24 protein-coding genes and 1 riboswitch are annotated in these 23,142 nt (G+C 45.3%); of the genes, 15 read left to right on the top strand and 9 right to left on the bottom strand.

Annotated features, from left to right (window positions below):
* Positions 1-31 precede the first annotated feature (31 nt).
* Positions 32-928, bottom strand: a complete 897-nt coding sequence (locus tag LSG31_RS22080) for a selenium metabolism-associated LysR family transcriptional regulator (protein WP_347437189.1) — start codon at positions 926-928, stop codon at positions 32-34.
* Between the two features lie 345 nt (positions 929-1,273).
* Between LSG31_RS22080 and LSG31_RS22075 the strand changes: the two genes are divergently transcribed.
* Positions 1,274-2,449: an NAD(P)/FAD-dependent oxidoreductase gene (locus LSG31_RS22075; protein WP_347437188.1), complete on the top strand. Its 1,176-nt coding sequence runs from the start codon at positions 1,274-1,276 to the stop codon at positions 2,447-2,449.
* 135 nt (positions 2,450-2,584) lie between these two features.
* On the opposite strand, the gene LSG31_RS22070 is transcribed toward LSG31_RS22075, so the two are convergent.
* On the bottom strand, positions 2,585-3,088 hold the full coding sequence (locus tag LSG31_RS22070) for an Hsp20/alpha crystallin family protein (RefSeq protein ID WP_347437187.1): 504 nt from the start codon (positions 3,086-3,088) through the stop codon (positions 2,585-2,587).
* A gap of 125 nt (positions 3,089-3,213) precedes the next feature.
* Between LSG31_RS22070 and LSG31_RS22065 the strand changes: the two genes are divergently transcribed.
* The 5 genes from LSG31_RS22065 (at position 3,214) to yfmH (ending at position 8,102) form a co-directional block, all read left to right on the top strand.
* Positions 3,214-3,348, top strand: a complete 135-nt coding sequence (locus LSG31_RS22065) for a hypothetical protein (protein ID WP_347437186.1) — start codon at positions 3,214-3,216, stop codon at positions 3,346-3,348.
* Positions 3,349-3,382: 34 nt separating this feature from the next.
* On the top strand, positions 3,383-3,706 hold the full coding sequence (gerPC, locus tag LSG31_RS22060) for a spore germination protein GerPC (protein ID WP_347437185.1): 324 nt from the start codon (positions 3,383-3,385) through the stop codon (positions 3,704-3,706).
* 494 nt (positions 3,707-4,200) lie between these two features.
* A riboswitch (ZMP/ZTP riboswitch) is annotated at positions 4,201-4,279 on the top strand.
* 149 nt (positions 4,280-4,428) lie between these two features.
* Positions 4,429-5,292 carry a bifunctional methylenetetrahydrofolate dehydrogenase/methenyltetrahydrofolate cyclohydrolase FolD gene (gene folD, locus LSG31_RS22055; RefSeq protein WP_347437184.1) on the top strand — a complete coding sequence of 288 codons (864 nt, stop codon included), beginning with the start codon at positions 4,429-4,431 and terminating at the stop codon, positions 5,290-5,292.
* Positions 5,293-5,524: 232 nt separating this feature from the next.
* A complete protein-coding gene (gene yfmF, locus LSG31_RS22050; RefSeq protein ID WP_347437183.1) occupies positions 5,525-6,814 on the top strand; it encodes an EF-P 5-aminopentanol modification-associated protein YfmF in 1,290 nt (429 codons plus the stop codon).
* Positions 6,807-8,102 (top strand): EF-P 5-aminopentanol modification-associated protein YfmH, encoded by a 1,296-nt coding sequence (gene yfmH / locus LSG31_RS22045; protein WP_347437182.1) that lies wholly within the window; start codon positions 6,807-6,809, stop codon positions 8,100-8,102. Before yfmF ends, yfmH begins: the two co-directional genes overlap by 8 nt.
* Before the next feature lie 133 nt (positions 8,103-8,235).
* Here the strand turns inward: yfmH and LSG31_RS22040 are convergent, their stop codons facing one another.
* The 4 genes from LSG31_RS22040 to queD all read right to left on the bottom strand — a co-directional run bounded on the left by LSG31_RS22040 (position 8,236) and on the right by queD (position 10,658).
* The gene (locus tag LSG31_RS22040) at positions 8,236-8,793 is read right to left on the bottom strand and encodes a nitroreductase family protein (RefSeq protein WP_347437181.1); all 558 of its coding nucleotides are present in this window, start codon (positions 8,791-8,793) and stop codon (positions 8,236-8,238) included.
* A gap of 95 nt (positions 8,794-8,888) precedes the next feature.
* Positions 8,889-9,581, bottom strand: coding sequence for a 7-cyano-7-deazaguanine synthase QueC (queC, locus tag LSG31_RS22035; RefSeq protein WP_347437180.1), 693 nt, complete (start codon positions 9,579-9,581; stop codon positions 8,889-8,891).
* Positions 9,582-9,595: 14 nt separating this feature from the next.
* The gene (locus LSG31_RS22030) at positions 9,596-10,252 is read right to left on the bottom strand and encodes a radical SAM protein (protein WP_347437179.1); all 657 of its coding nucleotides are present in this window, start codon (positions 10,250-10,252) and stop codon (positions 9,596-9,598) included.
* On the bottom strand, positions 10,239-10,658 hold the full coding sequence (gene queD, locus LSG31_RS22025; RefSeq protein WP_347437178.1) for a 6-carboxytetrahydropterin synthase QueD: 420 nt from the start codon (positions 10,656-10,658) through the stop codon (positions 10,239-10,241). Before queD ends, LSG31_RS22030 begins: the two co-directional genes overlap by 14 nt.
* A gap of 205 nt (positions 10,659-10,863) precedes the next feature.
* On the opposite strand from queD, the gene LSG31_RS22020 reads away from it, so the two are divergent.
* From LSG31_RS22020 to LSG31_RS22010, 3 genes are all read left to right on the top strand, one after another.
* Positions 10,864-11,670, top strand: coding sequence for a histidinol-phosphatase (locus tag LSG31_RS22020; RefSeq protein WP_347437177.1), 807 nt, complete (start codon positions 10,864-10,866; stop codon positions 11,668-11,670).
* 126 nt (positions 11,671-11,796) lie between these two features.
* Complete coding sequence (locus tag LSG31_RS22015; protein ID WP_347437176.1) at positions 11,797-12,186, top strand: hypothetical protein; 390 nt, start codon at positions 11,797-11,799, stop codon at positions 12,184-12,186.
* Positions 12,187-12,218: 32 nt separating this feature from the next.
* Entirely contained in the window at positions 12,219-12,968 is a 750-nt protein-coding gene (locus LSG31_RS22010) for a tRNA threonylcarbamoyladenosine dehydratase (protein ID WP_347437175.1), read from the top strand.
* A gap of 142 nt (positions 12,969-13,110) precedes the next feature.
* Here LSG31_RS22010 and LSG31_RS22005 read toward each other — a convergent pair whose 3' ends face one another.
* Entirely contained in the window at positions 13,111-13,848 is a 738-nt protein-coding gene (locus LSG31_RS22005; RefSeq protein WP_347437174.1) for a type 1 glutamine amidotransferase, read from the bottom strand.
* Positions 13,811-15,172 carry a Mur ligase family protein gene (locus LSG31_RS22000; protein WP_347437173.1) on the bottom strand — a complete coding sequence of 454 codons (1,362 nt, stop codon included), beginning with the start codon at positions 15,170-15,172 and terminating at the stop codon, positions 13,811-13,813. The genes LSG31_RS22005 and LSG31_RS22000 overlap by 38 nt, the downstream gene beginning before the upstream one ends.
* A 461-nt stretch (positions 15,173-15,633) precedes the next feature.
* On the opposite strand from LSG31_RS22000, the gene LSG31_RS21995 reads away from it, so the two are divergent.
* The 6 genes from LSG31_RS21995 to thpR all read left to right on the top strand — a co-directional run bounded on the left by LSG31_RS21995 (position 15,634) and on the right by thpR (position 22,757).
* Positions 15,634-16,356 carry a CDP-alcohol phosphatidyltransferase family protein gene (locus LSG31_RS21995; protein WP_347437172.1) on the top strand — a complete coding sequence of 241 codons (723 nt, stop codon included), beginning with the start codon at positions 15,634-15,636 and terminating at the stop codon, positions 16,354-16,356.
* On the top strand, positions 16,353-18,215 hold the full coding sequence (locus LSG31_RS21990) for an aminotransferase class V-fold PLP-dependent enzyme (protein WP_347437171.1): 1,863 nt from the start codon (positions 16,353-16,355) through the stop codon (positions 18,213-18,215). Before LSG31_RS21995 ends, LSG31_RS21990 begins: the two co-directional genes overlap by 4 nt.
* A gap of 18 nt (positions 18,216-18,233) precedes the next feature.
* Entirely contained in the window at positions 18,234-18,965 is a 732-nt protein-coding gene (locus LSG31_RS21985; RefSeq protein WP_347437170.1) for a phosphocholine cytidylyltransferase family protein, read from the top strand.
* A gap of 240 nt (positions 18,966-19,205) precedes the next feature.
* Entirely contained in the window at positions 19,206-20,426 is a 1,221-nt protein-coding gene (locus tag LSG31_RS21980) for a beta-ketoacyl synthase N-terminal-like domain-containing protein (RefSeq protein ID WP_347437169.1), read from the top strand.
* A 2-nt stretch (positions 20,427-20,428) separates the two neighbouring features.
* Positions 20,429-21,838, top strand: a complete 1,410-nt coding sequence (locus LSG31_RS21975; RefSeq protein WP_347437168.1) for an ATP-binding protein — start codon at positions 20,429-20,431, stop codon at positions 21,836-21,838.
* 343 nt (positions 21,839-22,181) lie between these two features.
* Entirely contained in the window at positions 22,182-22,757 is a 576-nt protein-coding gene (gene thpR, locus LSG31_RS21970; RefSeq protein ID WP_347437167.1) for an RNA 2',3'-cyclic phosphodiesterase, read from the top strand.
* Positions 22,758-22,952: 195 nt separating this feature from the next.
* On the opposite strand, the gene LSG31_RS21965 is transcribed toward thpR, so the two are convergent.
* Positions 22,953-23,123 carry a tryptophan RNA-binding attenuation protein gene (locus tag LSG31_RS21965; RefSeq protein WP_347437166.1) on the bottom strand — a complete coding sequence of 57 codons (171 nt, stop codon included), beginning with the start codon at positions 23,121-23,123 and terminating at the stop codon, positions 22,953-22,955.
* Positions 23,124-23,142 lie beyond the last annotated feature (19 nt).

Below are 23,142 nucleotides of genomic sequence, written 5' to 3'. Positions count from 1 at the left end.
TCGGCAGAGCGCAAGTTGATCTTTTTGGATGTTATTTTTCTTCTTCCCATTTGGTTTCCTGTACAACTCTCATAAATTCCGTGACAGCTCTTGATGCAAACTGTCCTTTGCGATTTAACAAAGAGAATTGTCGTTTCAGTCTGACACCTTTGATTCGAACCGGATGAATCGATTGCAATTGAATTTCTTTCTGAATGGTCCATTTGGATAAGAAGGAGATGCCAAGCCCCGCTTCCACTCCTTCTTTGATCGACTGCAGACTTCCTAATTGGATCACCCGTTTTGGCTGAATCGATAAATCATGCAATAATTCCTCCATTGCAAAGCGGGTGCCGGAGCCAGCTTCGCGCAGTAGAAACGTTTCGTTTGCTACATCATCCACTTCCACTTCCGTATACCTGTTCAACATGTGGTTGGCAGGTACAATCAGCAACATTTCATCCTCGAGAAATGGAACAACATGCAGATGCTTGTTATGAATAGGGCCTTCAATCAATCCCAAATCAATGGTGCCAGACAGCATATGCTCTGCGATTACTTCCGTGTTGCCAATCTTCACAGTCGGCTCGACCTTTGGATAATTTCCAGAAAAATTCGCAAGGAGTTTTGGCAAAATATACTCGCCAATGGTCAGGCTGGCACCAATGGTAAGTTTGCCGGTTACTTGCCCGGTCAAATCATTGACCGCTTGCAAGGCATGATGGTGTGTTTCCATGATTTTTTGTGCGTATGGCACTAAAACATGGCCTGCTTGCGTAAGCTCGACACGTTTGTTTGTACGTTCAAACAGTTTCGCCCCGTAATACTCTTCTAATGTTTGAATCTGCTGGCTGATGGCAGGCTGGGTCAAATTCAGAAATTCGGCTGCTCTGGAAAAATTTCTTTTTTCTGCCACTGTGAGAAACACGTGCAAATGTGCGTCGAGCATTTGAAACCTCCGTTTCCATTCAGGTGTCGTTGTAAGACAAACATGTATTTGAAAGTACGTCATGATGCGGAAATAGGCATCCGTTGCGCCTGCTTTGAACGTTGAAAGTATCGGAATACGATGAATCGAGGAGATAAGAAAAATAGCAGTGAACAGTATAGTATAATAATATGTAAAAATTTATTATAACATGTAAAAAAATAGAATCCTAGACAGGCAAACTAGATAGTTAAATATATGTAGAATATTTGACATAAAAAAGCAATATACGATTGACTTTGTTGAATTTCCTGCTATTATTTTGAATAGATTGTGAAAATATACACAAGAGGGTGAACGTACATCATGCCAAAACGAGTTGTTATTTTGGGAGCGGGCTATGCCGGGCTGGTAACTGCATTGGAACTTCGGAAAAATGCTACACCGGAAGATACAGAAGTCATTTTGGTCAATAAACATAACTATCATCAATTGGTAACACAATTGCATGAATTAGGTGCAGGCGCGAAAAGCGACACATCTGCCAGAATTATGATCGAGCCGGTCATCCGCAATAAATACATTACGCTTATCAAAGACCATGTCGAATCTATCGACCCGAAAGAGAAGCGTGTCCGTTTATCGCAGCAGGAACTTTCGTATGATTATTTAGTTGTTGCACTTGGCAGTGAGACCGAGTATTTTGGCATTCCAGGTTTAAAAGAACACAGCTTTATTCTTAAATCTATCAATCAGGCTCGTTTGCTCCGCACACATATTGAAAGATGTTTTGCAGAGTATCACTATACGAGAGACGAATCGTTATTGACGTTTGTCGTTGGCGGTGCCGGATTCAGCGGAATTGAACTGGTTGGTGAATTTGCGGATCGCATGCCTGTACTATGTGAAGAAAATAACATTCCTCTCGATAAAGTGAAATTGTTTAATGTGGAAGCTGCCCCTAGCATTCTGCCAGGCTTTGATAAAGAATTGGTAGAACGTGCGGAAAAAAGCTTGACAGAACGCGGCGTGAAGTTTCTTGTGGGAGTGCCGATTGTACAAGTGGAACCAGGTAAAGTGCATTTGAAAAATGGCGATGTCATTGCAACACAAACATTGGTATGGACAGGCGGCGTACGTGGCAATCAAATCGTCATTGATGCAGGATTTGAAACAGAGCCGCGCGGCCGTGCAAAAGTAAATGAATATTTGCAAGCACTCGGATACGAGGATGTATATATCATCGGAGACAGTTGCTTTATTATCAACGAAGAAACCGGCCGTCCCTATCCTCCAACAGCGCAGATTGCCGGCCAAATGGGTACTGCTGTCGGGAAATATTTGTTTGCCGATTTGCGTGGAGGCACGAAAGAGCCATTCAAACCGCAAATTATGGGATCGATTGCTTCCCTCGGACGGAAAGATGCGATTGCAAAAATAGGTAAGAATTATCAAGCGACTGGCCGATTTGCATATATTGTAAAAGATATGAGCAAATTGCGCTATCTTGCAAAAATTGGCGCTGTCATTAAAAAAGCGTAACGGGATGAAGTGAAATCGTTGCATGGATCGTGTATCGACGGATCCGTTTTGATGCAATTTGATAAAGTGAAACGTATAAATTCGCCAACACTTGTGGAATGTTTCACAAGTGTTTTTCTTTCGATTTATTCCAGTTTATTCTACCCGGATTTTTTTCTGTTTTGGCTGTCGAATGATCGGCATCCGGATCTCCAGCAGTCCATGGGCATATTTTGCCGTCACGGCATCTTTCAGAATTGGGACAGGCAGATGCACATGCCGCTCAAAACGGCCTGTGCATCGCTCCGAAAGAATGGCAAGGTCTTTCGGATATTTGGTTCGCAAACGTCCCGCAATGAGCAACGTTTGTCCGTCAATACGGACATCAATCTCGTTTACATGCTCAATTCCCGGAACTTCGACACAGGCGATCAGATCATGTGTTGTCTGAAATAGATCAATACGCGGTCCCTTTGTTTCCTTTGTTTCCTTTGCTTCCTTTGTTTCCCAAGTTGACTGCTTGCCTGCATTTTCGATATCCGTTTGCGGAAACCCCAGTGAATATGTCTGCATGATTGTCATAATCTCATTCCAAAAAGAATCTCCCAGGTATGCTCTTGCGTATTCCGTCCAATCTTGCAAGTGATTTTGGTCTTCCATCATCATTCACACCTTTATGTGACATTGTTTGATCTTTTAGCCTATTCGACCAACAGAAAAGGTGTCACAGACAGCTTTGGAGCATAGGATAGAAATAGGCAATCGCCCAAGTGGAGGTGAGAGCATTGAAGATTCAATTGGCAGTACAAGTTCTCCGGATTGATTCCATTGCTGGCGGGTCGTTAAGTATCGGACATACACAATTGATCGTCAGGAAAAAGCAGCCCCGCCGGCGCGTGCGCAAGGTTACCGGGCGATGAACCCATGTGAATCCATCGGTTTGGGGTGGACAGAATGTATAATATGTTTGGAATGCCGGGAATACATGATGTGTGGATCATGCTTCAACAGTTGCAGCAGCGGGTGGAACGTTTGGAACGAGAAAATGAGCAGTTGAAACAACAGTTGCAGATGGCGATGCGGATCAAGCGCCTGGAATATCATATTGAAGAACTCCATGTGCGAAATTTGCGCGGAACCTTAAATATAGGAATCACAGCACAAGGAAGTGAAAAAGACTTGCAAAATATGATCGGAGAGCTTCAATCCAAAGAAAATGGCCCATTTCATCTGAAAGGGGAAATCGGCTCTCCTGTTTTGGACGATGACGATTCATAAAAACATTTACCATTGGTTGGAAAAGTGTTGCGAATTTCACAAATAATTTGTACACTAAAGGTATAATCATTTTCAATACACTGTTAGGGGATGACGAAGGCAAATAAGTAACCGTTTCAGAAGACGTCGTCTATCGGGTTTCATGTTTGGGAGTTGTAACGCGCAGGATCGATCCACGTTGGGAAGGGATGATGGCCTTGTTTCAATGTCCGGTCTGTGGAGAACTTATGGAGGCGTTAACGAACAACCACTGTACTTCACAACATGATATGACGAAGAGAGAGATTATTCAAAAGTACGGTTCGCCGAAATATGTGACCCCAGTGATGACACGTGCTGTACAACAATGGATACGTGAAGCTCAGGTCATCACGAAACTTGATTTCGACGTAGCACAAGCTGCGGTTCGAAGCCAATTGAAGAGATAAATGATAAATAGTTGCCTTTTCTTGCACAATTCGTTATGCTATACAAGTATGAACTGCATGTAAATGTTCGGATCACATAACTGGCGGAAGTGGATAACCACATGGGAGTGTGATCTTTTATTTGCCGACCGCCTGGGCACCTATGCTCAGGGGGTTTTTTGTGTTTGATTTGGAATATTCAAAAGTTCGGTACATCTAACATTGAATGCCTTTCTATCTAGATATTGATTCGCATGATTTTTGCTATATCGTGTATTTTAACAATAAATGTTGCGAAAAGGGAGTTGAAATCAATTGAATGCTGTCGTGTTGAACGGAAAACATGTTGCCGCCGAGCTACAACAACAATTAAAACATGACGTCGAAAAACTAAAATTGCAAAACATAACACCTGGCTTGGCCGTACTTTTGATCGGGGATGATCCCGCTTCCCATACGTATGTGCGGGCGAAAGAAAAAGCAGCGGCAGAAGTGGGGATTTATTCCGTCGTTTTTCGAATGCCAGAGACGGTAACACAGCAACAAGTGATCGATCGGATTCAACAATTGAATCAGGACGATTCGATACACGGCATCTTGGTACAACTTCCTTTACCCAAGCATATTGATGTGCGAACTGTGATTGATGCGATTGATCCTGAAAAAGATGTGGACGGGTTTCATCCTGTAAATATCGGCAACATGCAGTTGGGCAAAGATGCGTTTTTGCCTTGTACTCCGTTTGGCGTTTTGCATCTCTTGAAACAATACAATATCGACCTGCAGGGAAAAAATACGGTCATTGTGGGTCATAGCCATATCGTTGGGCGGCCCTTGGCAACATTGCTGCTGAACGAAAACGCAACCGTTTCCGTTTGTCATGCCTATACGAAGAATCTGAAGGAAATGACGCGGATGGCAGACATTTTAATCGTCGCCGTCGGCAAGAAGCATTTGATTACAGCTGATATGGTGAAGCCTGGTGCGGTTGTCATCGATGTAGGAATCAATCGGGAGAAAAATCGAATCTATGGCGATTGCGATTTTGATGAAATTCAATCGGTTGCCTCTTATATCACGCCTGTACCCGGCGGAGTTGGTCCGATGACGATATCGATGCTTTTGTACAATACAGTTGCGGCTGCCAGGCGGCAAGCGGATCGCCTTGTAACGGTCTAAGTCCACGGACGATCGAAACTGTACCGTACTTGCTTTTTGCAAAACCTTTCAAAAGCGGATGTGGTTGCTCTTTCTTGGAGATGAACCACATCCGTTTTTTTCAACATGCTCGTATTTGTAAAAGGAAAGCAAAGGAAGTATGATGGAACATGTATGAATTTTTCTGGAAACCGTACAATGGTAGTAGAAGAAAAAACTGAAAGTGTCCCGACAAAGGAAAGGTGGCTTGTGAATGACCGAGTTTGTAACGCAACGCCAAGCCGGTGTTACGATTCACGTTTTACCGACAGATCAATTTAAAGTCAATACGATCGTTGTCAATTTTCATCGACCCTTATATGAATCGATGGCAACCGGGACTGCCTTGGTTCCGTATCTTCTCATGCGCGGTACAAAAACGTATCGAGACGCGCAAGCACTGCAAACCGCATTGGATGATTTGTATGGTGCCGCTATAAATGGATATATTGTAAAAAAGGGAGAACGGCAAATTGTTGAATTTGTGCTGCAGGTGCCCAACGAACAGTTTTTAAATGCGAATGAGCCGCTGCTCGATCAGGCGCTTTCCGTGTTGCAAGAAATTTTGTTCCATCCCCGTTTGGATGCAAACGCATTTCCAAAGGATCAAGTCGAAAAGGAAAAGGCGCTGCACAAAGAACGGATCCTGAGCATTATCGACGATAAAATCGCCTATGCATCCGAACGGTGTCTGGAAACGATGTGCAAAGATGAGCCATTTGGCGTACCGCGACTTGGAACGGTCGAGCAATTGGAGAAACTGACACATGAGGAATTGTATCAAACATATACACAAGTGCTGCAAGCATCGGATATCCATGTGTATGTAATCGGACAGCTCGATCCGGATACGATGTTCAAAAAAATCGGAGACGTGTTTCAGCAAAATCCCTTTGCCAATCGGAAACCGGATTTTCCAAGCATCCAAATACGCTCCAAGCGCAGTGAAGTGCAGACGATTGTCGAACATATGGATGTGAATCAAGGCAAGTTGAATATCGGATATCGGACAGGGACGACACATGGGGATGAACTGTATCCGGCGATGATCGTATATAATGGCATACTGGGCGGATTTCCACATTCCAAACTATTTATCAATGTCCGGGAAAAAGCCAGTCTTGCCTATTATGCTTCCAGTCGTCTGGAGAGTCTGAAAGGGATTTTGTATGTGCAGTCCGGCATTGAAATTCAAAACTATGAAAAAGCGTTGTCGATCATTCAGCAGCAATTTGAAGAAATGAAAACGGGAAATATCTCCGAACAGGAATTTGCGTTTACGCGTGACGGCTTGCTGAATCAATACCGCACGCTTCAGGATCAGCCGGTAAATATTGCAGATCTTTATACAAACGGAGTTGTCAGCGGCACAACCCGAACGATTGCAGAGATGATGGAAGCCATCCAACATGTGACGGTGGAACAAGTGGTTCAATTTGCGCAGCGGGTTCAATTGGACACGGTGTATTTCTTGCGGGATCAAGAGGTGAGACAAGATGGATAGTAAAACATATGGGAAGCTTCAAGAAACATTGTATCATGAGCGCCTGGAAAACGGGTTGGAAGTATATATTTTGCCGAAGCCGGGCTTTCAGCAAACGTTTGCCACATTTTCCACCAAGTATGGTTCCATCGACAACCACTTTGTCTTGCCGACAACCGGCGAAGAAGTCCAAGTCCCGGATGGAATTGCCCATTTTCTTGAGCATAAAATGTTTGAGGAAGAAGACCATGACGTATTTCAGGATTTCGCCGCACATGGGGCGTCTGCCAATGCGTTTACAAGCTTTGACATAACGACATATTTATTTTCTTCCACAAGCGACCTGCCGGAAAATCTGACGACATTGATCGATTTTGTCCAACGGCCGTATTTTACCGATGAGAACGTGGAAAAAGAAAAAGGAATCATCGGACAGGAAATCAAAATGTACGAAGACAATCCGGATTGGCGCTGCTACTTCGGCATATTGCAAGGATTGTATCAAAAGCATCCGGTGCACATCGATATTGCGGGAACGGTCGAGAGCATTGCGAAAATCTCGAAGGAGTTGCTCTATACCTGTTACAACACGTTTTACCATCCAAGCAATATGCTGGTGTTTATCGTCGGCAATGTAGATCCCGAAGCGGCGATGCAGCTCATTCGGGAAAATCAGCAGCAGAAAACATATAAAGAACAGCCGGAAATCAAGCGCATCTACCCGAAAGAGCCTGCACAGGCAGCCAAGGAGCGGCTGGAAAACAAACTGCCTGTCAGTATTCCACGCTGTATATTTGGATTTAAAGAAGCTTCCATGGGACTGCGTGGAAATGAATTATTAACCCGTGAGTTGGCGATTGGGTTAGTGATGGATGCCATTTTCGGAAAAAGCTCTTCGCTGTTCCAGGAATTATTAAATGATGGGCTTATCGACCAACATTTTAGCTGGGAATATGAAATAGCTCCAACCTATGGCCATTCGATTATAGGAGGGAATTCCAAGGATCCGGATCGATTGATGCAAAGGGTGCAAGAAGCGTTGCGAACGTATCTTGAGCAAGGCGTTCCGAAAGAGGAATTGGAGCGTTGCAGACGAAAGACGATCGGCCGCTTTATGGCTGGACTCGACAGCCCCCGATATATTTCCAGGAATTTTACATCGTACCGCTTCCGGGATGTAGATTTTTTTGACACGTTGGATATTTTGCAAACCGTAACATATGAAGCGTGTATGCAGCATATGAAGGAACATGTTGACTTTGGCCGTTGGAGCAGTTCCATCGTCTGGCCGACCGACCAGGCGGAATAGAATAGACGGAATAGGGAAGACGGAACAGAAAAGCCGAAGTTGTCGCAAATGCGAGGTTGTTGCAAAAGCGGATTGGAATCCTTGCAACAACCTCATTCGTATATGCGAAAGTTTATTGCCCTGCTCTGCTGCCCTATTGCCATTGCCTGCTTTGCAAGGATCGGCTGTGAAAATGGACATAAGGCGGCAAAAGCTCCTGGCAGTCGAGACTTTCCTGCTCTTGCGGAAATCCGATCAAAAGCATTGCTACGATTTTGTGTTCCGGCCGAATCTGCAAGGCGGTGTGCAATCGTGATTCATCAAAGCGGAAAAGGGGCTTGACCAGCAACCCCATGCCGCGGCCGATGTACACCATTTTCATGATCCAGGCGGACAAGGCCACAGAAGAATACGGCACAGGTCCAATTGCCGCGGTTTCGCGCAAAAATACGCGTGGACGCAACGTCTGCTTGCTGCGGTTTCGTGTGATCAGAAGAGCGGTAAACTCGCCGTCACAATCGGTTCGCATCGTTTGGCCGCGAATCATCTGACAAATCTCCCGATGTGGAACAATCATGCAGTGCCAAGGTTGATCGGCTTCTCCGTCTGCAGATAAAGCCAGCAATTTTGTCAATTGCTGAATCTGTACACGTTTTTTCGGATCAAACTTCGTGCGATTTTGCGCACTTCTAACCAATTCATCAAACGCCATATCCCAGCGCCCCCTATATGCCGAACCGGCAAATGTTCAGACGCTACTAGTATGACCAGTTTTATCCATAGAAAAACAAAAAATCAACTGGAACATTACCAGTTGATCGCAATAGCATATGGGATCGGATCCCGATATCCTGCTTCCTGAAAGCCTTTGATCCGTAAAATACAGGAATCGCAGACACCGCAGGCAGGATTTGTGCCTTGATAGCAGGAATGGCTGAACTCCACAGGCGCTTGCAGTTCCATGGCGGTTTTTACGATGTCTCTTTTGGTCATATGCTGCAGCGGCGCTTCGATGCGAATGCCTTGTCCGTGAGCGCCGGCGACCGTTCCCGTACGAATTACGTTTTGAAACGCTTCGATAAATTCCGGGCGACAATCCGGATAGCCGGAGTAGTCAAGTGCATTGACACCGATGTACATCGCTTCCGCACCGATCGTTTCCGCATAGGATAAAGCGATGCTGAGGAAGATGATATTGCGTGCGGGAACGTATGTCACGGGTATATCCTGACTCATCTCTGCGATACTGCGCTCCGTCGGGATTGCAATGTCCGCGTCGGTCAATGCGGACCCGCGGATCATGCCGTTCAAATTTGCGATAAAGTGCCGCTCGGACAGCCGATACGCAGCTGCGACTTTTTTGGCGGCATCCAGTTCAATCGAGTGTTTTTGCCCGTAGAAAAATGTAATGGGGTATACATCGTATCCAGCCCGCTTGGCGATTGCCATGCATGTGGTGGAATCGAGACCCCCTGACAAAATAACAACCGCTTTTTTCATGTCGATCATTCCTCCTATACACCGCGTTGATTCGGATCCCAAACGATTTTATGGAGCTGGATCTGGAAGCGAATATCGAGTTGGTCTTCCAGCAGCCATTCGACCAATGTTTTCAGATCGATCGCGCCAAATACGGGTGAAAACAAGATTTGGTATCCTTGCTCCGGCATAATCTGATATTGGCGAATCACAGATACACTCCATTCGTAATCGTCCCGATTGCCGATGACAAATTTCACTTCGTCCCGTTCGGGAACAATGGCCTCTAAATTCGCAAAATGCATTTTGTGGGACATGCCAGAGGAAGGAACTTTCATATCCAGCACAAACCGCTGGCGATCAAATAAGGGAAACTTCCTGATATCAATGGAGCCGTCTGTCTCGATTGACACTTCATATTGCCCATCCGAAAGCATTTGCAGCAGTTGATTCATTTCTTCCCGCGGCTGGATGAGCGGTTCACCGCCTGTGAGACAGACACGCTTGCCCGGATAGGATTGAATCATTGCAAATACTTCGCGCGGCGTTTTTGTTTCCCCTTCAAAGTAAGAATATGTAGTATCGCAATAGGCGCAACGCAAATTGCACCCGGTAAAGCGCACGAACACAGTCGGCAAACCGGCTGACTTGGATTCGCCTTGTATGGAAAAAAAGATTTCATTGACCCTCATGTAAAAAATCCTCCAAAGTCACTTCCGCGTAGGATGTCGGTGTTTCCCACAAACGCAGGCGGGTAAGCGTAATGCTTTGCTCCGATGGCTGTAAGGCGATATGATCATATAAAAGTTCAAAAAACTTGACAGCAAGATTTTCGGCAGTCGTGTGAAAAGAAAAATGATCATTGAGAAATTGGTGATCGTATTTTGATATAATCAAATCATTGACGATTTTTTTGATGTCGCCGAAATCCACCACAATCCCGCGCCGGTCTGTTTTGCCGCGGAATGTCACTTCCAGTTTATACGTATGTCCGTGCAGATTTGCACATTTTCCGATATAATCATCCAAACGGTGTGCGGAATCAAACGTAAAAAGTTTCGTTACATGAATGAACGGTTTCCGCTGCAGCTGATGCATCGTCGAACCTCCTAATCCGATCCGTTCCCAGAATCGATCCAAACTAATACACGAAATGAAAATTACATAGAAACAACAGTCAAATGCGTTTTTATATACTTTTTTAAAAATACCTTTTAAAGACATGAATTGCAACTTATATCATAATCCAATCTAAATATATGGTCTAGTGTTTGTGAATATTTGTTAGGGGTTGTTTGTAGCGATGAAGTTTGACATGCATACACATCATGAGCGCTGTGGGCACGCTGCAGGCGGAATACGCGAATACGTGGAAGCTGCCATTGCTGCCGGTCTTACGGTGATTGGCATTTCGGATCATTCGCCCTATTTTGGGGAGGAAGAGGATCATCCAAAGCCGAATGTGGCGATGGCAAAAAGCGAATTTCCCCTGTATATAAGGGAAGTGCTGCAAATCAAGGACATGTACAAGGATGCAATCGAAGTATTGCTGGGCATTGAATCGGATTTTTTTCCGGACTATGCGGATATCTATCGGGAAGTATATCAAAAATATCCATTTGATTACATCATTGGCTCTGTCCACGTTTCCGGCGGGAAAAGCATATTTAATCGCAGGCGCTGGACGGGTCTGACAGAGGAGCAGTTGATCAAGGAAAAGCAGCTGTATTATGATTTGATTCAGCGGTCGGCCAAAAGCCGGATGTTTGACATTTTGGGACACATTGACGCCATGAAAGCGAATTATCCCACATTTGTGGACATCAAAAAAGATATTGTGGATCAGACATTGCAAGTCATCGCCGCTTGTGATGTCGCCATCGAGGTCAATACGTCAGGCAAAACAAAACGATGCGGCGGCTGGTATCCATCTGATGAAACGTTGGAACGGGCGCTTTTTTATGGAGTAAAAGTGACGTTCGGATCCGATGCTCACGATCCTGCACGGGTCGGAGATGAATGGGAGATCGTCGGCAAGCGGCTGAAAGAAATAGGCTTTCGGGAGTGGGTGTTCTATCGGCAGCGCCGGCGTCAGGCGGTGTCACTCTAAATTTTACCAGCTGTATCCTGCGTTTGTATTGCAAAATGTTCAACGGCAAAGGTTCCTGCAAACATTGACAGATGCGGGAATTTTTAAGAAGATGAGTTTAAGTCTGCCATTCAGAGGGGATTGCTCATGAATTTCATCCGCTTTATTACAGGATTTTGGAAAAAATTTGAAGAAACCAGTGAACACGCCAGACTGCCAGAGCTTCGAACCCGATATTACAAGGCCCATAAACAAAAGGTATGGGACAAGGCCCTTCAGGTGCTGGAACATAAATTGCCGAGATGGAAGGTTGTACATATCGATGAGGAGCGGGGAGAAATCAGCGTGACAAAAGGCCACTCGTCGGGGACCCGGGATATCACGGTGAGCGTATATCGCGTGTCTGCCTTGCGTTCCGCCATCGATATCGTTTCCTGCAAACGCGGCTCGTTGGGTGACTTTGGCGCGTGCTATCAAGATATTGCAGAATTTTTTTCGGCGCTGCATTCGGAGCTGCCGCCGGAGCAACCGCAGTAAACGGCAGAAAACCAGAAAAGGAGTCTGATTACATGTTGCATCCATTTTCCCGGACGGAATTGGTCGTTGGGCCAGAGGGGCTGGAGAAATTAAAACATAGCAAAGTCTGCGTCATTGGTGTCGGCGGTGTGGGTTCTTTCGCTGTTGAAGCGTTGGCGCGCAGCGGAGTCGGCAGCCTGATTCTGATCGACAGAGATGATGTGGATATCACAAATATCAACAGACAGCTGCCGGCATTGATCCATACGGTTGGCCAATCGAAAGTACAGCTGATGAAAGAACGAGTCTTGCAGATCAATCCCGATTGCCAGGTAGAAGCGCTGCAGATCTTTTTTAACAATGAAACACAAGACCGGATTTTTGCCTATGAACCGGATTATATCGTAGACGCGATTGATACGATCAGCTCAAAAATCCACCTGTTGATTGAATGCAAACGGCGCAATATACCGGTAGTCTCCAGCATGGGCGCTGCGAATAAAATCGACCCCTCCCGCTTTGAGGTGCTGGACATCGGCAAGACATCCGTTGACCCGATCGCCAAAGTCATTCGCCGGGAATTGCGCAAAGCAGGCATTTCCAAAGGGATAAAAGTCGTCTGTTCGACTGAGCTTCCCCGCGCGCCAAGAGAGGATGTGCGGCAGTCAATCGTGCCAAAAGAAGTGGAGGAGAATTCGCCCATTCGCAAAGCCAAAAATCCGCCTGCCAGTATTGCATTCGTACCGCCTGTTGCAGGCATGATCTTGGCGAGTGTTGCCGTCAGAGACTTGGTAGGATTGTAAGGGAGTGCGTGAGACAAATGGGCGGCCGATCCCGGAATCACATGTGAATGTGACGGGAAGGCCGCCAAACTTGCGCGTTGACAAAGACATCTCACATTTTATACATTCCACATTCTATACATTCGGTTGAACATTCATTCCGCTAACCGGATCGACTGCCTTGCAGCAGGCGTTCGACCATGGTGCGATGGGCCAGATGTTCCAGATCGTCCGGCAAAGGCTCCAACTCGCCGTCCAATCCCCGATACGCCAAAGCCAGCGAGAGGATTTCATCTGTCAAATACGGGTTTTTCGGCAAAAGCGGCCCATGAATGTACGTGCCGATCAGATTGTGACAGCGTACGCCTTCCCGCTGATCCTCGCCGTTGTTGCCATGACCTACTTTGACAATACCTAACGGATCATAGGAATGATAGGTTCGGCCGCTGTGATTTTCAAAGCCGACAATCGTTTGTCCGGTCTTCGGATCTTCAATGACCACATTGCCGATTAACCGGGTAGTGCCCGATTCCGTAGCCATCTCAAGAATCCCAAGTCCGGGAATTTTCTCGCCCGTCGGAGCCGCATAGTATTTTCCCAATAGTTGATAGCCGCCGCAAATGCCGAGGATGGGCATGCCATTTTCCAGTGCTTGCTGAAATTCCGGAACATACTGTTTTAATTCCCGGCCGATGATTGCCTGTTCACGGTCAGAGCCGCCTCCGAGCAGTACGATGTCGTGTTCGAGAATGGAAAACGACTCACCCAAGCGAATCGGTGTAACCTGCACGTCGATATTGCGCCATTTCGCCCGATTGGCCAATGCCAGAATGTTGCCCCGATCTGCATACAGGTTCAATAAATCAGGAAATAAGTGCGCGATGCGGAGTTTTCTCGTCATGCTTCAATCCCTCCTCGATGATTTGTTGCATCGGGAATAAGGCCGTATATGTGGTCATAAAGTAAGCCGGCAGATTTGTATCTTGTATGGCCAGGTCGTGTGCGGATTTCAGATTCGGCTCAACCGTAATCAACGCCGGATCGATCCCGGCATATTTGAGACGCACCGCCATATCTCCCGCCCTCGTGCCGCTGCAGATAAAGCGCTTGGCTTGCAATCCCGGCGCATATGTTTCAAAATCACTGTCCCAGAGCCAAGACACATCCCGTCCGTCCGCATCATAGTCGTTAATCGCAACACAGACTGTTTTCCTGCCGGGATCCTCATCAATCGTTTGCAAAACGCTGTTGCAGCCGGTCGGATTTTTGATCAAATTGAGAATGCGCAGCGGCGTGCCGGTAAAAATCTGCATGCGGCCTTGCATCGGCTGATATGCGGAAATTCCTTTCTGAATTCCCTCCGCACCGATCTCTTGCAGCAATGCGGCGCTGGCGGCGGCAAGCACATTGTATTTATTATATAATCCCCGAATATGTGTACGCAGGAGAAACTCTTGCTCATCTGTTCGAATTTCCAGTCCTTCCTGCTGCGGCATCCCGCGAAACATGGGCACCGGAGCAGCAAAGTCACAATGTGGGCAACGATACAATCCCATTTGACCATAATGAAAGTATTCGTACTCCAATTCGTGTCCGCAGTACAAACAAAAAGCGCCGTCCCGAATCTGCTGATGCTGTTTTAAAATACGGCTGTGCGCTTCCATCGCATAATAGGAAGTTCTGCAATTTGTCTGCATGGCCACATAGTGAACGAGGGGATCGTCGCCGTTGGCGATCAGATGAACGGACGCGTCTTGCAATGCCTGAATCAATTTTTGAATGGTGCCGTCCACTTCTCCGTATCGATCCAACTGATCCCGAAACACGTTTGTAATGACAACATGAGTCACCGGCAAATAGGGTACGACTTGCGGCATCGTCGCTTCGTCCACTTCCAGCACTGCATGTTTGGCTTTTAGGCGGCCGAAGACATTGCATGCCTGCAAAAAACAGGCGGTAATGCCTTGTGTCATATTGGCGCCTTCCGCGTTGCTGATCCATATATGCTCTGGATCATGCCGCAAGATTTCGCGCAGCAGGGAAACGGTCGTCGTTTTGCCGTTGGTGCCTGTCACGAGGATACAGCTTTCCAATTGTTTGCCTAGTGTACGCAATAGATGTGGCGCAACTTTTAACGCTACAAGTCCAGGCAGGCTTGTCCCACGCCTTTTCAACAATCGCAACAACAACTGTGTCAGTTTTCCTGCCCATATTCCAAGAATCATCTTACATTTCCTTTCTCTATTGAAAATACGAATAAAAATACACGCAAGCCAATGTGTATGAAAATATGTTTGATCGGCCGTCGCTTGCACGGCGGGCAGTCGCCATATGGCAAAGAAAACTTGAATCAAAGAAAACTTGAATCGGATAGAGTTTTCGTTGGCTATCGGATGCATGCCATATTGCACAGAAACGGCGCCCAATTGCAGACGCGAAACTCTCCATTATTGAATTATGTCAGGTGAGTATATGCATTGCAAGCATAGAAAGTGAAACTTGAATCGGTTATCTCGGACAAACGCACACTGATTCGGCAAACAGATTCGAATCTTGTACTAGGAATTAACACCTGCCACGGAGAATATTAAGGATATGTATCGAATATGTAAAGAATTTGTAAATTTCCCCCGCGACAATTCGTATCAATCGTTGTAAAATAACTCGGGAGGAGGAATCGGGGCGAATGAAAGAGATGTATCCGGAGATTGAAAAGGTAACGAAATACAGCAACTTTTATCTTGGCAAATGTTATACATGGTTATCTACGCCGATTACCGCATTTGCGGCCAAGCGGGGGTGGCATCCCAATACATTGACGCTTGCTTCATTGCTTGTCGCAGCGGCTGCCGTTCTGTGTTTGTCATCCGGTATTTACCCATTTGTCATCATCGGCGCTGTGCTTTTATATTTGTCTTACGTGCTGGATTGGTGCGACGGGCAGCTTGCCCGCTATACGGGAAAGGTTAGCCCGTTTGGCGGCTGGTTTGATCAAATCTCTGACCGCTGCAAAGAATTTTTATATGTTTTGGGATTGGCGCTCGGGGCGTACAAAGCCGATCCCTTTGCCGGCGTGTTTATCGCTGCGTTGTTGGCGTTGTTTTTCCTGTTTTTGCTGGAATATTACGGACAAATGGCGCGCGCCATTCCAGACCCGCAAGCAGAAGTTTCTGCGGCCATAGAGACTGCGCAGGGAGCATCCTTCTATGACGTCAAACCGCCGACAAAACGGTTTATCATCGATTTTGGAATTGATGAACAATATGCGTACATTGTCGCGGCGACGATTGCACTCGGAGAAGCATGGACGCTGTATGGATTGGTTGTTCTCTCCTGTTTGATGGCCGTTTACAAGCCGGTGAAAGGCTGGACGCGATATTTGTCTGCAAAACGAGGTGACCTTTCATGAAAGCGGTTATTTTAGCTGCCGGCGACGGAGCGCGTTTGGCACCGCTGACAAGGCAACTGCCAAAATGTCTGCTGCCAATCGGAGGGGAGACCGTTCTTGAACGTTTGCTTAGGCAATGCAAAAGAAGTCAAATCTCGGAAGTCGGAATCGTCATCGGATATCAGGGGCATTTGGTTCGTGAACACATCGGCCCTTCCTTTCAAGGCATATCGATCACCTACTTGGAAAATTCCGAATTCAGCCGGACAAGCACCGCCTATTCCGCTTATCTGACGCGGGAGTGGGTGTGCGCAGAACCGTTTGTTTTAATGGACGGCGATATCGTCATGGAGGATTCTGTCCTTCCACATGTATTGAAAGCCGGGAAAACCGGAATTGTCTACGAAGCAAAATCCATCTCCAGTCCGGAAGAAATGAAAGTTTCCTGTCCGAACGATGGGACGTTGCATCTAAGCAAGGAAATATCGGCAGATGACAGCATGGGTGAGTTTGCAGGGATTTTCGTGTTTGCAAAACCGGAGTCGCTGAAATTTTTTCATATCTTATCCGGATATTCGAAAGCACGGTTGGAGCAGTCCTATTATGAATCGGCGATCAACGATTTAACCCTTGACAACACGAATGCCATGTTCATCGAAATCGGTTCCACGCAATGGATTGAGATTGATTTTGTGACAGATTATCTGGAAGCCGTGCGCTTGTTTTCTGATCAGAGGTCGCATCCCCAATGGGAAACAACGGCGATTTCGGAACAAATCCTCCTTTGTCCGGGACCGGTCATGGTATCAAAAGCTGTCAAGACGGCACTCATGCATGCAGATATCGGCCATCGGGAAACGGAATTTATCGAAATATTGACACGAACCCGCAGAAAGCTGTTGCAAGTCTTTGGTGCGGATCAGTCCGGTCTTTATACCGATGTGATCTTGACGGGATCGGGAACTGCCGCCAATGAGTCGCTGCTATCCACTTATGGACCGGGCAAACGCCTGTTGATCGTGAGCAATGGAGAATTTGGCAACCGGCTGATTGATATCGCCCGCTGTCATCAGCTCGATGCAACAGTATGTGAATTCGGCTGGATGCAGCCGATTGAGCTTGACAGCGTGCGGGAGCTGCTCAAATCCGGCAGATTTGATGCGCTGATGATGGTGCATCATGAGACAAGTACCGGCATGCTGAACCCCATCTATGAAGTAGGCGCCATCGCCAAACAGTATCAGGCGGATTTTCTTGTGGATGCGGTCAGCAGCATCGGGGCGGAAGATTTGAACGTCGAGGAAGCGAATATTACGTTCTGTACGGCGTCTGCCAATAAGGCGATTGCCAGTTTGCCCGGGCTCGCCTTTGTTTGCGGAAAGCGGGAAGCATTTGCAGCTTTGAATCGGAAAGCGGCCCGGACACGGTATCTGGATCTTTATAAGCATTATGAATTTGAAGAATTGCACTACCAAACGCCCAATACGCCCGCTGTCTCTCTGTTTTACGCACTGGAGACGGCCGTCGATGAGTTTTTGGCAGACGGAATCGAGAAGCGGATGAACCATTGCAAGCAATTGTCTGCATCGATTCGAAACAGTTTAAAAGAGCTTGGCGTGTCATTTGTCATTCCGGAAGATCAGATGTCCTGCGTCCTGACAACGGTCTATTACCCGGATGGCATCGATGCAGAGGCATTTCACGCATATGTCAAAGAGCACAATTTTGTGATTTACAGAGGAAAAGGTCCGTTGTTGGGCAGAGCGTTTCAAATTGCCAATATCGGACATGTCAAACAAGAACATATCGAAGAGTTTCTGCGCGTCATGAAGCAAGGGTTTGACTTCGCAAAAACCCGAATGATTGCACAGTCCGTTTAAAAAAAGGAGCTGAAATAATTGAAATTTGTCGTACTCGTCGCAGGGGTTGGTTCCCGTCTGCGGCCCTTAACAAATGATCGGCCAAAATGCTTGGTGCAAGTGAATGGAAAATCGATTCTGGAGCGGTTGCTTGAGCAAGCGGAGAATACCCGGCTGTTTGCGGAAGCTGTTTTGATCACCGGCTATCGGGCAGAAGCCGTGCGGCAGTTTGCGGAAAGATGGAAAACGTCACATTCCCTGCCTGTTACTTTGATACATAATGAACGGTATGATGAAACGAATAACGGATATTCCTTATGGTGCGCGAAAGATGTGCTCACATCATCCTTTGTCTTGTCAGATGGCGATCTTACACTGGATGATGAAATTTTGCAGCTGATTGCACAGCATGAAACAAGTGCTCTTGCGATTGACCGATCTGCCAGGCTGGACGAAGAAGCGATGAAAATTTCCGTTTCCAAAGAGGGGCATGTGAACGGGTTAAGCAAAGAATTGCCGCTGCATCAGGCAGTTGGTGAATCCATCGGGATGTGCCGGATTGATGCGGTAGATATTCCGAAGGTAATTTCAGAATTGGACAAGCTCGTTGAAAATCAGGAGTGGAATGAGTATTATGAGCGGGCATTCATAGAATTGATTCAGAACGGCTGGCAAGTAGACGTTTGTGATATCGGCGGCAGGGCTTGGGTCGAGATCGATGACCGGTCGGATCTGCAAAGGGCGGAAGAGAACTTTTCTACAGAAACGTAACAGATCTGCTCAGTGAAATTTTATAAATTATGTTAAATTATGATAGAACGACACCGCGAAAAACGGCAGTCGTTCTTACTGTTTTATGGTATAATGTCGAAAATAGTTGAAAATAGTCGAAATAGGGACTGGCCCATTTTTTATTTCATTTTCCGCCATAATAATTCCTTCGTGCTTTTCCAATCAATCCTTGAAACAGCTATACAAGTGGTTTTGCACCTTATTTGGGAGGTCTTGACTATGGATCGAGTGGTTATAACCGGATATGGAATAAAGGCGCCTGGAATTCGTAATCCTGATCAATTTAAAGAAGTTTTGGAAACTGGTACATGCACACAAGAAATCCTTAAGGGGATGGGACCGTATGACTCCGATATTGTTTGTGGCGTGATTCACGACGATTTTCAAGTAATCGATGGAAAAAACTATCGAAAAAACCCGCGGAATAATCGCTTGGCAATCGCTGCAACTGTTGATGCAATGGAGATGGCAAGAGTCCCAAAAAACAATGAAGCAAGAATGGCAATCCTTTTAGGTACAGGTGCGGGAAGTTTGTATGAAACAGAGAAACTGGCGAATATAAGCACAAACGGCGATTTTAGAAAATTCCCTGTCTATGGAGCCGGTTTAACGAATACACATAGCTTAGCCTCCGGAGTCGCCGCGCATTTCGGATGTTCCGGAATGGTTTATACAGTAAGTTCCGGATGCACATCCACTCTGGATGTGGTTCTTCTGGGAAAACTCCTGCTTGAAACCAATCAAGCAGATATTTGCATTGTCGGAGGAGCAGATGCAGCCATATGCAAAACATGCATATTTTCATTCGCCAAACTGGGTACCATTGCTCTTGACAAAGGAGTTGATGAGACAGGAATACCCTTTGGTCCCGGGAATGACTTCGTGATCTCGGAAGGTGCAGGCATACTCATTATGGAGCGTGAGAACGATGCAATCCGGCGTGGCGCCGATATTTACAGTGTAATCGATGCAATCTGCTCCAATAATGACGCGATCTCCATCAATCAATCCGATCCTACCGGAACAAAGATGTTGGAAGCTTTAAAAGGTGCTGTCGGTGATACGAAGCCAAGTTACGTAAACAGCCAAGCACTCGGCCTGATAGCAAATGACTCTGCGGATAGTTTTGCACATCGCTCTCTTTTTGGAAACTCTGTTCCTATCACTTCCATTAAAGGAAATATTGGACAACCCCTGGCGGCGGCGGGAAGCATTCAAGTCATTTCAGCACTTGTAAGCATGCAATATGGATTTATACCGCCGACAATTAAAACGTCTTTAGAATACTACGATTTGCCGATTGTTCTTGAGCCGGTATATTGCAATGTTTCAAGTGTAGCAATTACATCACACGGATATGGAGGAAACAACACATGTATTCGTATCTCAAAGTACGAATCGATCAATGATTTTACATGTATTGACATAAGGAGATCGTAACAATGGGTTTTATCATGATGGTCACATTTGCAATATTTTCTCTTGCATTGACAATATCAGTCGTTTCTATCTTTGAAAGAGACCGTTTGATTTACAGTTTGTTTTTGTTCATGGTTTTCACAACCATATGGCAATTTCACGTAGCGACGTTATTTACGGCAAACATTTTAACATACAATTCCGCGTTTTTTCTGTTTCACATTTTTCGAGTAGGCCCTATATTTATGGCACCTTCTTTTTATCATGTAATTTATACGGGAATCGAATTATCAGAGAAGAAGAATCCGGATAAAGATCGTACTAAAAAATGGTATACATATCTTTTTAACAAAAAAATACTTGTAATGATTTATGTATGGAGTTTGTTTATTTACATCATTCAATGGAGCCCATTAACCTTACTTAATTTAACATTTCATAAAAATGCAATGACTCAATATTGGTATCCTGCTTATGGAGTACTTGGTTATCTATATTATCTGCATTTATTGATTTTCGTTTTTATTATTCTAATAAGTTTAGTTATAGTAAAAGACTTGAATGATAGATACATAAAAAAATTTCTTTCAAGGTTTACGATTTCAAGTTTAATATTATTTATTTTTGGTGTACTGAATTTTAAAGAATCACTCATCATGTTACCGAGTATTATTGCGATCACAGGCTTCTTAATCGGAATTTTTATTGCTCTTAGCAGCTTTCATATCGCAATCATTAAAGAAATAAACAGCTCTATGGAGAGAGCTTCCAAAATGGAAATTGTTGGACAAATGTCCGCGGGTGTTGCACATGAAATTCGTAATCCACTCACTTCCATAAAAGGTTTCATTCAATTATTGCAACGAGAAATCCATGATAAGTCTCATTATTTTGAAATTATATACTCAGAATTGGATAGAATTGACTCTATACTGAATGAATTTTTGACATTTGCAAAACCGCAGGTTGCAACTTTTAAAATCCATGAAATTCATCAGATACTTACCGAAGTCATTTCGCTGCTTGAAACACAAACGATTCTCCATAATATACAATTATTAACCGAATTTGAATTGGAACCTGTTTATCTTACTTGTGATCGAAATCATTTAAAACAAGTATTTATTAACATTATAAAAAATGCGATTGATGCCATGCCGAATGGAGGCAATATCAAAATAAAAGTCAAAAATGATTCTGAAGCAAAGATGACTTCCATACGATTTATTGATCAAGGATGTGGAATTTCCAAAGATCGATTAAAAAAATTAGGAGAACCTTTTTACACAACGAAGGAAAAGGGCGTAGGCTTGGGATTGATGGTTACGTACAAAATTATCGAAGCACATAATGGGAAAGTTGCTGTATCCAGTGAAGTAGGAATCGGTACAACTGTTGATGTAATTCTTCCTTCTGCTGTTATACCGACTTAACTCATCGTCGATGTCATAACACTGCAAATCGAATCCATTCTTTTTGAATGGGTGATAAATATAGAACTATTTGGAAAATATATTTTGGGATGCATCAAGGGGAACGGGCAGTAAAATGTAACAAGCGTTGAAACAACGTGACCTCTATGATTCGAGTACAATGTAACTGTATCGTATGTATGTATTGGGAAACCATAGTGCCTGAACAGAGGGTTTCCGCATTGACATGGAGTGGATGAACGAGCGATACAGGGCTTAAATAAAATGTTTGACTCGTTTTGGACATCGAATAAGGGCAGATACGTTTTATACCATATATTCCAAAGTAAGAAAGGGACGGCACATGACTCGAACATTTATTGGCGTACGTATTGCGCCGGAACCGGGGAATGCACTGGAACAATGGATTCAGCACGTGCAACCGTATATTGATGCAAAACGCTGGTATAACAAAGAACATTTTCATATTACGATTCATTTTCTGGGCAATCAAACGGATGAACAATTAAGGGAAATTGACAACATCTGTGCTGCAGTCGTACAGGAATTTTCCCCATTTACACTGAGCTTGCATTCCATTGGCATGTTTGAACGGGCAAAAGTGGTATGGGCAGGAGTACAGGGAGAACTTTCCGTTTTGCAGCATTTGTACCAAAAGCTCTGGCCCATTCTCAAGGTGGCAGATTGTGAAAAAGGGGCTCGGCCCAGACTGACGCCACATATCACATTAGGGCGTCTGAAAAAAGTCCCGACGAAGCAGGAATTTCAGGAAATCAGTGAGCAAATCGCACAACTGGATCAGCGATTGTCTCCTTCCTATCGCTGGCGTGTCACGCAAATCGACCGCTTTGAATCGGTATCGACGCCAAATGGCGTACAGTATCCGATTCGGGCGGCGTTTGATTTATCAATGGCCTGAACCCGTGAGGTTTGTCACCGAGTGCCGAGGTCAGGCGTGATTACACATGCAGTCGCTCAAACAGGCATCGATCGTCTTGCTTGATTAATTCGCAGCGGTCGCAAGACGATCGACAAACTCGCGTTTTGCATGTGTAATCACACCTCCCCGAAGGTACTCTACTTTATGTAAGCATTCTTAAGAAACCTTTGAAAATCAAAGATGCCGTTTGACAAATTCCAAAATCGTCTGGCCTAGCGCAGTCGGGATATAGCCTTTTCCGGAACATTTCGGACAAGGAATTGTCTGTTCATTTTCTTGCAATTGCCCGGTTCCATGACAATCCCAACAAGGCAATTCCAAATCGTCTGCAGCAATCACTGTCATGTGCAGAGTCACCTCCATA

Source organism: Fodinisporobacter ferrooxydans (assembly GCF_022818495.1).
GTDB lineage: Bacteria > Bacillota > Bacilli > Tumebacillales > MYW30-H2 > Fodinisporobacter > Fodinisporobacter ferrooxydans.
Note: the sequence above shows the minus strand (reverse complement) of the source record. Positions and strands in the feature narration are given on the sequence as shown.